This window comes from Streptococcus sp. ELY_137 (genome assembly GCF_058314515.1).
In genome coordinates this window covers 1-12,980 of record NZ_JBZFUL010000015.1, presented here as the reverse complement: position 1 = coordinate 12,980, position 12,980 = coordinate 1, and the positions used below count along the sequence as shown (strand labels likewise).

Annotated in this window: 11 protein-coding genes, 1 tRNA gene and 1 rRNA gene; 2 read left to right on the top strand and 11 right to left on the bottom strand. The window is 39.6% G+C overall.

Annotated features, from left to right (window positions below):
- Positions 1-114: 114 nt before the first annotated feature.
- From AC4HAO_RS09325 to AC4HAO_RS09310, 4 genes are all read right to left on the bottom strand, one after another.
- Positions 115-1,005, bottom strand: coding sequence for an SPFH domain-containing protein (locus AC4HAO_RS09325; protein WP_447451727.1), 891 nt, complete (start codon positions 1,003-1,005; stop codon positions 115-117).
- A gap of 56 nt (positions 1,006-1,061) precedes the next feature.
- Positions 1,062-2,312 carry a threonine ammonia-lyase IlvA gene (ilvA, locus tag AC4HAO_RS09320; RefSeq protein ID WP_491093605.1) on the bottom strand — a complete coding sequence of 417 codons (1,251 nt, stop codon included), beginning with the start codon at positions 2,310-2,312 and terminating at the stop codon, positions 1,062-1,064.
- 148 nt (positions 2,313-2,460) lie between these two features.
- Complete coding sequence (locus AC4HAO_RS09315) at positions 2,461-2,955, bottom strand: Fur family transcriptional regulator (protein WP_447451725.1); 495 nt, start codon at positions 2,953-2,955, stop codon at positions 2,461-2,463.
- A 73-nt stretch (positions 2,956-3,028) separates the two neighbouring features.
- The gene (locus AC4HAO_RS09310) at positions 3,029-3,463 is read right to left on the bottom strand and encodes a CoA-binding protein (protein WP_447451724.1); all 435 of its coding nucleotides are present in this window, start codon (positions 3,461-3,463) and stop codon (positions 3,029-3,031) included.
- Positions 3,464-3,624: 161 nt separating this feature from the next.
- On the opposite strand from AC4HAO_RS09310, the gene AC4HAO_RS09305 reads away from it, so the two are divergent.
- Both AC4HAO_RS09305 and AC4HAO_RS09300 read left to right on the top strand, forming a co-directional pair.
- Positions 3,625-4,275: a TetR/AcrR family transcriptional regulator gene (locus AC4HAO_RS09305; protein WP_491135203.1), complete on the top strand. Its 651-nt coding sequence runs from the start codon at positions 3,625-3,627 to the stop codon at positions 4,273-4,275.
- A 92-nt stretch (positions 4,276-4,367) separates the two neighbouring features.
- Positions 4,368-5,420: an Acg family FMN-binding oxidoreductase gene (locus tag AC4HAO_RS09300; RefSeq protein WP_491135202.1), complete on the top strand. Its 1,053-nt coding sequence runs from the start codon at positions 4,368-4,370 to the stop codon at positions 5,418-5,420.
- A gap of 57 nt (positions 5,421-5,477) precedes the next feature.
- Here AC4HAO_RS09300 and AC4HAO_RS09295 read toward each other — a convergent pair whose 3' ends face one another.
- The 7 genes from AC4HAO_RS09295 to rrf form a co-directional block, all read right to left on the bottom strand.
- On the bottom strand, positions 5,478-5,924 hold the full coding sequence (locus tag AC4HAO_RS09295; protein ID WP_491135201.1) for a DUF3021 domain-containing protein: 447 nt from the start codon (positions 5,922-5,924) through the stop codon (positions 5,478-5,480).
- An 11-nt stretch (positions 5,925-5,935) separates the two neighbouring features.
- Positions 5,936-6,373: a LytTR family DNA-binding domain-containing protein gene (locus AC4HAO_RS09290; RefSeq protein ID WP_491135200.1), complete on the bottom strand. Its 438-nt coding sequence runs from the start codon at positions 6,371-6,373 to the stop codon at positions 5,936-5,938.
- A 334-nt stretch (positions 6,374-6,707) separates the two neighbouring features.
- Complete coding sequence (polA, locus tag AC4HAO_RS09285) at positions 6,708-9,347, bottom strand: DNA polymerase I (protein WP_491135199.1); 2,640 nt, start codon at positions 9,345-9,347, stop codon at positions 6,708-6,710.
- Between the two features lie 311 nt (positions 9,348-9,658).
- Positions 9,659-11,377, bottom strand: a complete 1,719-nt coding sequence (locus AC4HAO_RS09280) for an ABC transporter permease/substrate binding protein (RefSeq protein ID WP_491135198.1) — start codon at positions 11,375-11,377, stop codon at positions 9,659-9,661.
- Between the two features lie 2 nt (positions 11,378-11,379).
- A complete protein-coding gene (locus tag AC4HAO_RS09275) occupies positions 11,380-12,585 on the bottom strand; it encodes a quaternary amine ABC transporter ATP-binding protein (protein WP_491093612.1) in 1,206 nt (401 codons plus the stop codon).
- A 191-nt stretch (positions 12,586-12,776) separates the two neighbouring features.
- Positions 12,777-12,850: transfer RNA gene (locus AC4HAO_RS09270), tRNA-Asn, on the bottom strand.
- Positions 12,851-12,856: 6 nt separating this feature from the next.
- Positions 12,857-12,972 (bottom strand): 5S ribosomal RNA (gene rrf / locus AC4HAO_RS09265).
- Positions 12,973-12,980 lie beyond the last annotated feature (8 nt).

The following is a 12,980-nucleotide window of genomic DNA, read 5'->3' as shown; positions in this document are numbered from 1 at the left end:
ACAATCAAAAGCTTTAAAAGTTGGCAAAGGAGGTTGTTAAAGCAATTTCTACTTTAACGTCAAAAAAGAGCGATCCAGACTGATTCCTAAAAATCAGATTGGATCTGCCCTTTTTTATTTTGCTTTTAAAGCTGATAATATCTGCGTCCGAATATCTTCAGCCCCTTCTGGATTATTAGGCAAAAATAGAGTTTGATTGCCACCAGCAGCAAATTGATTCAGAGTGTCAAGATATTGGTTGGTCAAAAGGATAGACATAATCTGTTCCTCTGTCATGCCGACATTAGCTTGCTTAAGTTCTGCAATAGACTCAGCTAAACCATCAACAATCGCCTTACGTTGTTGAGCGATACCAACACCGTGCAGCCGATCCTTTTCTGCTTCCGCAGAGGCTGCTGTAACAATCTTAATCTTATCAGCCTCTGCTAATTCTTGAGCAGCTACTCGCTTACGTTGAGCTGCATTAATTTCATTCATGGACTGCTTAACTTCAGCATCTGGCTCAACCTTAGTAATCAGGGTTTTAACAATGATATATCCGTATGTAGACATCTCCTCTGCCACCTGATGCTGAACTTCGAGGGCAATCTCATCTTTTTTCTCAAAGAGTTCATCCAGGGTCAATTTAGGAACAGACGAGCGCAGGGCATCTTCAATGTAAGATTTAATCTGTGCTTCTGGGCGCATTAATTTGTAATAAGCATCAATAACATTCTGCTCGTTAACCCGATACTGTGTTGCTACATTCAAGGTAACAAAAACATTATCTTTAGTCTTAGTTTCAACAACAATTTCACTCTGTAAAAGCCGTAACTGCACGCGCGCAGCAATCTTATCTATACCAAGCGGCAGACGAACATGAATTCCACTGCTAGAAGTGGTTTGGTAACGCCCAAAACGCTCAATAATCGCTACTGATTGCTGCCGAACAACATAGAGCGAACTGACTAAAAAGATAATAAAAATAATAAAACAAATGAGACAAAAAATTAAAAATCCACCCATAATAACTTTCCTCCAGTAATAAATTAAACATCTAAAGATAATACATGCATATCACACTAAACTAACATATTATAAAGACTTTCATTGCCGTGCAAATTAATATAGTTAGGGTCAAAGTTTGACAAACGTTGAAGTAAACTGTCGTAATCATTTTTGTCAGATAAAGTTACTCCAACCAGACACGGCCCTGTCCCTTTGGCAGCCCGTTTGATATACTCAAAACGTGTAATGTCATCATTCGGTCCTAAAATATTATTAACAAACTCTCGCAGAGCACCCGGCCGCTGTGGAAAATTCACAACAAAATAATGCTTAACCCCATCGTAAATCAGCGCACGCTCTTCCATTTCCTGCATGCGATTGATATCATTATTACCGCCAGAAACGATGCAGACAAGGGTCTTACCCCTGATCTCCTCTTTGAGAACTTCCAGAGCAGCAATAGAAGCTGCACCGGCAGGCTCCGCAATAATGCCTTGCCTTGAATACATATTAATCAGCGTTTCAGAAATCAGGCCCTCATCTACCCCGACCAGATCATCAACATGACGGCGAGCCACATCGTAAGTACGCTCTCCAACCTTCTGAACAGCGATACCATCTGCAAATTTATCAATACGCTCCAGCTTAACTGGATGTCCCTTATCAAAAGCAGCACGCATGCTACGGGCACCGTTGGATTCTACACCAATCACCCTTATTTCCGGAGATACATCCTTCATATAAGTCGATACACCAGCGATTAACCCACCACCACCGACAGGAACTAAGATACTGTCAAAATCAACGCCTTCTTCCTTGGCTTGCTCATAAATTTCATAAGCAACTGTTCCTTGACCTGCCTGAACATTATCATCATCAAAAGGAGGAATAAAAGTCCGACCTTCCGCTTTGGTAAACTCCTGTGCAGCCTGAGATGAAGCATCAAAGGTATCACCAACTAGTTGGATATCAACATAGCTACCACCGAAGAACTTAACCTGTGTAATCTTTTGCTGAGGTGTCGTAATCGGCATAAAAATAGTAGCTGGAATCTTCATCTCGTTGCAAGTATATGCAACACCCTGAGCATGATTACCTGCTGAAGCGCAGACCACTCCGTGTGCCTTATCTTCATCTGATAATTGATGAATGGCGTAATAAGCTCCCCGCAATTTAAAAGAGCGTACCTTTTGCATATTCTCACGCTTCAAATAAATCGTTGCCTGATATTTCTCTGACAAATAACGGTCAAAATCAAGAGGTGTTCGTTCAACCACATCTTTTAGAACACTGTGAGCTCGGATAACATCGGTTGCAGTTAGCATAACCCCTCCTTATTACTTATTGTCTAAATTTTCTGTAGATTTATTATAACAAAATCGTCTATGAAATAAAAGAGAATTTTCTAGACAATAAAAAGCTTGTACCTTTTCTGATACAAACCTTACCTCCGATAGACCTCTCTTGACATCCTTAAGCTAGATTTTCTCTATCATACTTGTCATCTGGATTATCACCTGCTAGTTGGGCTTGACACTCTGGACAGATGCCATAGAGCATAACCTGACTGTGGGTCACCTGATAGCCCGTCTGATTGCTAGCTTCCTGGTACATATCCCTAATATCAGCATCCATGAAATCTGTAATTCTCCCGCAATTTTCACAAGCAATATGGATTTCACGATGCCCCAAGAAATCATAATAAGTCGTACTGTAATGGCAGAGCTTGAGCTCTGTCACAAACCCTTCCTCTACCAAGACCTTGAGGTTATTGTAAACCGTTGCCAAACTCATGCTAGGATAATCTGGCAAAAGATCCTCATAAATCATCTCAGCACTAGGGTGTTTCTTAGTTCCAATCATATATCTAATGATGGCCTTACGGCTCTCTGTAATTCTTATATGCTTACTTCTTAGGCGCTCCAGAACAGTCTCATAAGCTTCCAAGGCCATGCGATCCTTTTCCATAGCCACCTCCTATTCACTATTCATACTAGCCTTATTATAGCATAAATAAAAGCGGAAAAGCCGTATTTCAACGTTATGAACCAAGTAAACGCCGGTGCTCCACCTTAATACAACGGTTCATAACAATATCATTTCTACCAGCTTGACGCAAAAAGTCCTCTGCATCCTGCGCCTCTAAACCTAACTGAGCCCAAAATACTTTAGCATCTGTCTCTACAAAATCTTGAGCCACATCAATCAAAAATTCTGAACGGCGGAAAACATCAACAATATCAACAGGGACAGGAATATCCTTCAGGGAAGCGTAAACTGACTCTCCAAGAATTTCTTGACCAGCTAGCTTAGGATTAACAGGAATAATACGGTATCCTGCATTTTGTAACACCTGGGCTATATCATAGGCTGCCGTTTCTACCCGCTTAGATAAGCCTACAACTGCAATAGTTTGAGCTTCCTTCAGATAAGACTTGATAACAGTATCATCAGGATTACTAAAATGATAAGACATAAAGCACCTCCATCTTAAATATATTGCCAATATGGATTAAAAACATTGCTAGTTCAATCTACTATAGCACATCCCTTGCCAAAAGTCTAAAGCTTGACATTATCAATAGGTCACATTATAATTAAACTATCGGTTTAATTAACTCAAAAGGAGACTCTTATATGGGACGTCGTAAAAAAGCACCCGCCGAAAATCATAGGAAAACCATTGCACAGGCCGCCCATCAGCTCTTTATCAAAAACGGGGTAGAAGCTACTAGTGTCAGCAAGATTGCCCAAGCTTCTGGTTACAGCAAGGCCACACTTTATGTTTACTTTAAAAATAAAGAAGAAATTTTCTTTACCCTTGTCTATGAGCACATTAAAAACCTCTATGAAGAGATCAAAATCATTACAGCTTTTCCTGCGCAATCGCAAGAGAGTGGACTACAGCAGTATCTACAGATATGCTTTGCTGTACAGCATTTCTGTCGTGAGTATCCTCTCTATTTTGAAGGCTTTATTGGTCATATCAATGTCAATATTGAGGATATAGCAACTCCTCGTATCTACAAGGATATCTATCAACTTGGGTTAGCTATTAACCAAAAGATCCATCTCATGATCGAGCAAGGAAGCAAGCTCGGTTATCTTTCTAATGACATTGATCTTGATAAAGCTACTTTATTTATTTGGAGTGCCCTCTCCGGTATCATCCGTATGGCTGAACAAAAAGCAGAATATTATCAATTGTTAGGACTTAATACAGAAGACTTCCTAAAAGAGGAATTTTTAACGCTTCTTTCCTGTTACCAAAAGAAGGAAACTATATAAAAAGGAGTAGACAGGCCATGAAATATACTTTCTCCAAATTAATCCTAGGGATTATCTTACTACTAATCCTAACAGGAGGAACAACAATAATCATGATTGGAAGACCTGTAAACTCGACAGCAGCTAACCTTTCTCTACCCGGGGTAGCACCCGAAATTGAACAGGCCTTGTATGATGCTTCTTTCGCCGCCAATTCTCATAACACTCAGGCATGGGAGGTTTCCTTAAACCCCAAAAAAGGAAAACTAAGTATTGCCATCGATGATAGTCGAACTTTAAGCATTGTAGATCCCCACAATCGAGAACTTTATATCTCACTCGGGGCTTATATCCAATCCCTAAAAACGACATTTAAAGCTTATGGCTATGATATAGAAGCTGACTATGCCTCCCCTTTATCTAAAAGCAACCAGGTAGTGACTATTCACTACCAACAAAAAAGCAAAGGAGGAAAAAGGATCAAACAAGATAAGATTGATCTCATTCGAAAGCGCCACACAGATAAACGACCCTATCAATCAGCAGCAATTACTCAAAAACATATCAACCAATTACAAAAGAAATATCCTGATATTGCCTACTATGCTAAAGGATCTCCTCCTTTTGACTACATCAAGAAAAATAGCATCGCTGCAGCGAAAAAACAGTATAAAAATAAAAACTTTCTTCAAGAGCAAGGCGAGTGGCTGCGTTTCTCCAATCAAGAAACACAGACCAAATTAGATGGAATTTCTGCCGATATGATGGGATTAAATATGGTGACGAAATCACTTTACTACCTAACAAGTAATCACCGAAATGCTACTAGTAAGACTTTCGCCAAACAGAGTCTTGACACCTTATCCAAACAGGTTAACCACAGTGCTGGATTTTTCGTCATAACTGGCAGACAAACGATTTCCGATTGGATTCAAGTTGGAGAAAAAACACAGGCTTTTTGGTATGATTGCACTGAGAATGATATTGCCATCCAGCCCATTAGTGCTATGATTGAAGTTTCAATCTATGAACAAGCTATGAAAAAGCACTTTCATTTATCTCAAGATGCCCAAATGATCTTAAGAGCAGGCCGTGTCAAAGACTACGGCAAAAACGAAGGATTGCGTCGCTCTTTAAAAGATTATATTACAGTTACCAAGCAATAGAGAGCAGGCTCAACAGTGATTATGGCTGTTGAGCCTGCTCTATTTTTACTATTGAAACTAACCTAGTTTTGCATTGATTCTCCCAATATCTCTACGCACACTAAGATAATTTACCAAAAAAATCAAGGTATAAACCAAACTGATAGATAAAAACATACCAGCAAAAGATAGCCAAGTTAGGGAAAACCAGTGTAAATACCAACCTGCTGCCAGAAGAGGCAGCACCACTAAACCATAGTGCAAACTTGTGATAAATAGTAACCCCTGTTTATCTCTAACAGATTGAAAAAGGGAAGATGCCATTCCCTGAACACATCCTAATACCGCAAATATCAACAATTGTACACCAACCGCCTGAGTGACAGTGTCAAATTCTTGAATAAAGCTAGGGACTGCAGGCGCATAGCCTTTCCCTACCAACACTACGGATAGAAAAGAAATTAGCTCACCAGCACCAATCCCGATTAGAGCTCCTACAATACCTTTTTTAATCATTCGCATCATATGCAACCTCCTTAGACTCCCAAAGCCTTTTTAAATTTCTTTATGGAACGACGAGATACAAAACTCCGTTCACCATTTTTTAAAACAACCTGAATGGTTCCTTTAATAGACAAATCTAAACGCTTAATATAAGTAATATTGACCAGCTCTCCTTGAGAAATCCTGACAAAAGTCCTAGGGAGTTCCTCTTCCAGCTGATACAAGCGCCGCTTAGCTTGATAATGCTCCCGATCAATAGTTTCAAAATATACTTTTTTGTCACTTGTATAGACCCTAATAATATCGTCAGGACTAACCATCTGCGATCTAGTACCAATAAAACCATAGATGTATTGACCGCCATACTCAACCCAATTAATTAAATGTTGAGTTTTTTTGTCAACATAACTAGTATAAATCTTAACTAGTGTTTCCTTAAAAGTCTTATCTTTAATTATTTCTAACCTCATTAAAGCTCGCCTCCTTCCTAGTAATTAAAGTATAATCGAAACTGCACCTAATAGCTAGTACTTCTAGCTATATGGTTACTTTCAGGGGATATTCGGAAAATCAATACAAGAGCACATCTTCTTATAGTAACAGAAATCATCAGGTAACTTTCTAAGCAAGTTTATCAGGACAGTACAAATAAGTACAAGGATCTATTAGTTTGATGGTCAAAGCACATAAAGTTTACATACTCATATAACAGCTCCCCTTTTTCTGAAATCTCTTAGCTTGTGTTAGAGCTAAACATTAAAAACCTCCAGCTCTTTGTGACTGGAGATTTCTTATTTATCAAGGTTATTTTGCCTCATACCAAGTATAGCCCGAATTTTCATCTGCCACAAGTGGTACGGCCAGCTCAGTCGCCGATTCCATAATTTTCTTAACCAATTGACTAACAGCTGTTAACTCAGCATTGGGAACTTCTAAGACAATTTCATCATGAACTTGCAGGAGCATCTTGGACTTGAAGCCACCGTCTTCAAGAGCCTGATCAAGATTTATCATAGCAATTTTTAAAATATCAGCCGCACTCCCCTGAATAGGCGAGTTAATAGCTGTCCGCTCTGCAAAATTTCGAATATTGAAATTACGTGAATTGATATCCGGCAACATACGGCGACGTTTAAAGAGAGTCTCTACGTATCCTTTATCACGCGCTTCACGAACCACCCTCTCCATATAATTTTTGATACCGGGAAAGCGTTCAAAATAAGTATCAATATAGTTCTTAGCGGCCTTGCGGCTAATGCCCAGATTTTGAGATAGCCCGTAATCAGAAATCCCATAAACGACACCAAAGTTAACAGCCTTAGCATTACGGCGGTCATTGGGGGTGACATCCTCAGGACTTCCAATATTAAAAACCCTCATGGCTGTCGCCGTATGAATATCCTCACCATTTTGGAAGGCTGCGATCAGATGTTCATCACCTGAGATGTGGGCTAACACTCGCAATTCAATCTGCGAATAGTCTGAACTCAATAGGACGCTATTTCCCCACTCGGGCGTAAAGGCCTTACGGATCAACCGCCCTTGCTCTAAGCGAACTGGAATGTTTTGCAAGTTAGGATCCACACTGGATAGACGACCGGTCTGAGTTAAATCCTGCATATAGCGTGTATGAATTTTCCCATCACCCAAAATAAAGTCCTGCAAACCTATCAGATAAGTTGACTGAAGTTTAGCAATCTGGCGATATTCCAATATTTTGGCAACAATTGGAGCATGGGGAGCCAAACGCTCTAGAACATCTACAGCCGTCGAATAGCCGGTCTTAGTCTTCTTGGTCATAGACAGGGGCAATTCCATCTTTTCAAAAAGAATTGTTCCTAACTGTTTGGGAGAATTGATGTTAAATTCTTCTCCAGCCATCCTGTAGATATCCTGAGTCAAGACTTCAAGCGCCGCCTCATTTTCCAAAGCCATATCCTTAAGCGTTTGCTGATCAACGCGAATACCAGCAATTTCCATCTTAGCTAGGACATTAGCCAGAGGCAATTCCATATCAAAAAGCAAATCAGACTGTCCATGTTCAGCCAGTAACTCTCTTAGTCTACCTTCTGTTTCCACTAAAACTTGGATCTTGTTAGCTAGGTGCTTAAATAAAACAGTATCTTCTGGTACAGCTTTTTTGGCTCCCTTACCAAAGATTTCAGTATCTTTTGGCAAAGGCGTTTTCCCATAAAGCGCGGCAATAGTAGATAATTCATTATCCTCCACCGTAGACAAAAGATATTTAGCCAAGCGGCTATCAAAAGCTGCTGTCGGTATATCAACTCCTAAGTGACTTAGGAGCACTTTTGTGCGTTTGAAATCGTAAGTCTTAAACGGCTTAAGCAAAGCCTCTAAAAATTGGGGTGCTTTCAAAAGATCTAAATCTTTACTGACATAAATATTTTCACTATCCCCCCAGGCAAAAGCTAAAATATCTTCCTGATGGTAGTTATCATTAAAGACTTCAAAGTAGAAGAATTGCTCCGGTCCAAACATCGCAGCATCTAATTCATGTTCAGTAACATGCTGAAAACCTACAGCAGTCTTTATAGGTTCATCGTCCAAACCAAGCTGAGCTTTCAACTGCTTAAAGCCCATTTCATCGTAGAAGGCTCCCAGAGCGTCTATATGTGGACCTTGGTAACGAGTATCATCCAAGCTTATTTCTAAAGGAGCCTGCGTATTGATCGTTGCTAGTGTTTTTGAAAGAAAGGCTTGTTCCCTATCATTAATCAAATTTTCCTTCATTTTAGAAGGCTTAAATTGATCAATATTATCATAGATAGCCTCCAAGCTCCCATATTCTAACAGGAGTTTAAGGCCAGTCTTCTCACCAATCTTAGTTACCCCCGGAATATTATCCGACTTGTCTCCCATCAAAGCCTTAAGATCAATGAATTGGGTGGGAGTAATCCCCATTTTTTCCATAAGATAGGCTGGACTAAATTCCTCAAATTCAGCCACACCCTTACGAGAGATCTCTACAATAGTATTGTCATCGGTTAGCTGAATGAGATCTTTATCGCCACTTACAATGGTAACATCAAATTCCCCATTTTCAGCCTGCTTATCCAAAGTTCCAATGATATCATCGGCTTCATAATTTTCAAGGTCATAATAAGCAATACCAAGATGATTCAAGAGTTCTCGAATATAGGGAAATTGCTCTCGAAATTCATCTGGAGTCTTAGCTCGCCCCGCCTTATAATCAGCAAACATCTCCGTTCGAAAAGTCGTCTTACCGGCATCGAAGGCAACCAATATGTGAGTTGGTTCAATGCGTTTCATCATATGGTCCAGCATTAAATGAAAACCATAAATAGCATTGGTATGGAGACCAGCAGGACTTTTAAAGCGATCAATCTGATTATAAAGAGCAAAAAAAGCTCGAAAAGCAATGGAAGATCCGTCAATTAACAATAATTTATTCTTATTAACCATAGGCCTATTATACCACAGATACACCACTTCCAATAAATTGTAGGTAAATTCAGACGATAACTAGCTTTTCAAGTGTTGCAAATTTTATCGGAATGATTAATAAAGAAGGCAGCAACACGACTTTAACTACTGAAGCATTAATTAAACAAAAAACTAAAAGAAAGAACCCAGCAAAAAGCTGGGCACTCTCAGGAGATTATGAAAAAGAAAAGTTTATTTAGGATACTTGTAGTATAACCTAACTCACTTAATAGTGACTTAAAAACCATTCAAATCTCAATTTTTTATCAATAATTCAAAATTCTTTAAGACTACTTCGTCCAGTCTGACACCTTATCAGGATTGTTTTTAATCCATTTCTGAGCAGCTTCAGATGGTGATTTTCCATTGCTGATATCTAACATGACTGACTCCATATCCTTAGAAGTCCAGTGGAAGTTATCAATAATTTTATAGGCACCAGCATTATCATCCTTAAGTCCTTTTCTGGATATCGTATGAATGTCTTCCGATCCACCAAAAACACCTTTTGGATCTTCCAAAATCTTTAAATCATACTTGGCAAAAATCCAATGCGGCTTCCAACCCGTAATAACAATATCTTCTTTATTTTTTAAAGCCTGTTCTAGGCTGGTAATCATGGCACCAGTAGAAGAAGAACTTACCTCCCAATCAGAGAGGTTGGAATATTCTTTTTGTGCCTTCTCGGCACTAGTCGTAATACCGGCCCCGGGTTCAATACCAGTGATGGTCGAATCGGCTTGATTAGATAGATCTTCGATACTGTTAACATCAGTCATATAGGCTGGTACAGCTAATCCTAGTTGGGTTCCTTTTAGATTAACTCCCAGATCATCTAATTGTCCTTTATATTTTTCATACTGTGCCTTATGTGTGGTCGGTAACCAAGCACTTACAGATGCATCAACACTACCATCGGCAACAGATTTCCAAGTAATAGCGTTGTCCAGAGGCTTGATTTCAACATCATATCCCTTATCTTTGAGGACCTCAGCTAAAACATTGGTTGAGGCAACCTCTGAATCCCACTCAACATAAGCCAAAGTAACCTTTGGTTTTTGAACACCCATATGACTTAATACCGTCTGGGTAATACCAGTAGCTATAAATGCTAGGACTAGAACTGGTGCAATCCATTTTTGCCACTTAGGTTTGTTGGCTTGCTTTTGACCAATTGGTGCATTTAATTTTTGAGTAAAACGATCAATAATAATGGCCAAGATTACCAGAGCCAAACCATTGACAAAACCGTTACCAATTTCAGCATGTTGCAGAGCTGACAAGACACCATTACCGAGGCCAGGAGCCCCAATCATTGAGGCTGTGACTACCATAGAGAGAGACAGCATAATAGTCTGATTGACCCCTGCCATAATTGTATTTTTCGCTAACGGCAATTCAATACCAAACAACTTTTGTGAACTAGTACTACCAAAAGCATCCGAAGCTTCAATCAGCTCAGTTGGAATCTCACGAATCCCTAAGTTAGTCATACGTACTGTCGGTGGTAAGGCAAAGATAACAGAAGCAAATACCCCAGGTACCATACCGATGCCAAAGAAGGCAACTGCAGGAATCAAATAAACAAAGGCTGGCATAGTTTGCATAAAGTCTAGGATAGGATTAATAACCTTTTTGGCATTTTCACTTTTAGCCATCCATATCCCCAGAGGAATCCCAATCAAGATAGAAATGAGACTGGAAAGCAAAACCAAAGTAAAGGTATTAATTAAATCTCCCCATAATTCTTGATTATAGATAAAGAGCAATCCAATAGCCGTAAGAATTGTAAAGCTCCATTTCTTAGAAAGAATATAGGCTAGAGCCACAATTAAAGCAATAAGAATCCAAGGATTGATGAAAGTCAGGGTATTAGAAATAAAGCCCATAATACCATCACCAACGACTTTAAGGATATTGAAAAGCCCTGAGAAAGTATTAGTCAACCAATCCACAAAACTATCAACATAGTTTGCAATCGGTAATTTTGCTGCTAATAATATTTCCAAAATTACTCACCTTCCTTTTCCGTGTCAATTCCTTGCTTCGTTAACGCTTCAATCACACGTCCCTTGATAATAACTCCCACGGGACGCTTATCATCATCTAGAACAGCAATCGGAGCTGCAGAATCGTAAATTAAAGGCAAAATATCTGTCAAAACAGTATCCTTCGACACTGTTCGAATATTCGGATCAACACTGTCCGCTAGTTTCGTACCATTTTTGCGAGCCTCATAAGCAGCATCAGCCGTAATGACACCTAAGAGTTTACGTTTACGGTTAGTAGCCAGAAGCATACTGACCTCTTCGGTATCCATACGCTTGAGGGCTACGTTAGGTCCGTCTATTTCAACATTAGCGGTAATAGGTTTGATCATAATATTTTGTGCTGTCAAAACCTTAGAGCGATCGACATCTTCAACGAACTCACGTACAAAGTCATTAGCTGGTTGTGTGAGGATTTCTTCTCCTGTACCGATCTGCATGATTTGCCCATCTTTCATAAGAGCAATCCTATCACCGATTCTAAGTGCTTCATTCAAATCATGTGTGATAAAAATGATGGTCTTCTGTACTCGGTCTTGTAAATCTAGCAGCTCATCCTGCATTTCCTTACGAATCAAAGGATCTAAGGCTGAAAAAGCTTCGTCCATCAAAAGAATATCAGGATTATTTGCCAATGCACGTGCTAGGCCAACACGTTGCTGCATTCCTCCAGACAGCTGATCTGGATACTGATCTTTAAAAGCAATGAGATTAGAATTTTCCAGAGCTTTCTCAGCCGCAGCAGTGCGCTCCTCTTCAGGAACGCCACGTAGTTCTAGGCCGTACTCTGTATTCTCCAAAATAGTTTTATGTGGAAAAAGTCCAAAATTCTGAAAAACCATATTGACAGAGTGACGACGAATTTCACGCAAATCGGCTGTATTCATTTCGGAAACATTTTTCCCTTTGATTTCGATGTCACCAGACGAAGGTTCAATCAAACGATTGATCAAACGAACCAAAGTTGACTTCCCGCTTCCTGACAATCCCATGATGACGAAAACTTCGCCTTCTTGCACCTCAAAATTAGCGTCATAAACACCAACAGTGCAGCCTGTCTTTTCAAGAATCTCAGTTTTACTCTTTTCTTCTTTAACCATTTGAAGAGCCATTTTCTGCTTTTTTCCAAAGATCTTGGTCAAATGGTTCACTTTAAGAATTGTTCCCATATATATCCTTTCTCTAATATTATTAAAGCGATTATCCTAACATAGGATAAAAAACATATCTGTACTATTATATCAAATTCAAGCCCTTATTAAATTAAAAAAAGTTTACAAATGAAGTTCTCCAGTCACCCCCCCCCTAGCCTGCCTCCCAAAACACAAAAAAAGAGAAGGACTTCCTCCTCTCTACTAAACTCCGCCAGTAGGACTCGAACCTACGACATCATGATTAACAGTCATGCGCTACTACCAACTGAGCTATGGCGGATAATCTGCTAAGCAACTCCCCTATCTCGCAGGAGGCAACCTCCAACTACTTCAGGCGTACTAGGGCTTAACGACTGTGTTCGGCATGGGTACAGGTGTCTCTCCTAGGCTAGCGTCACTTAACTATGAAT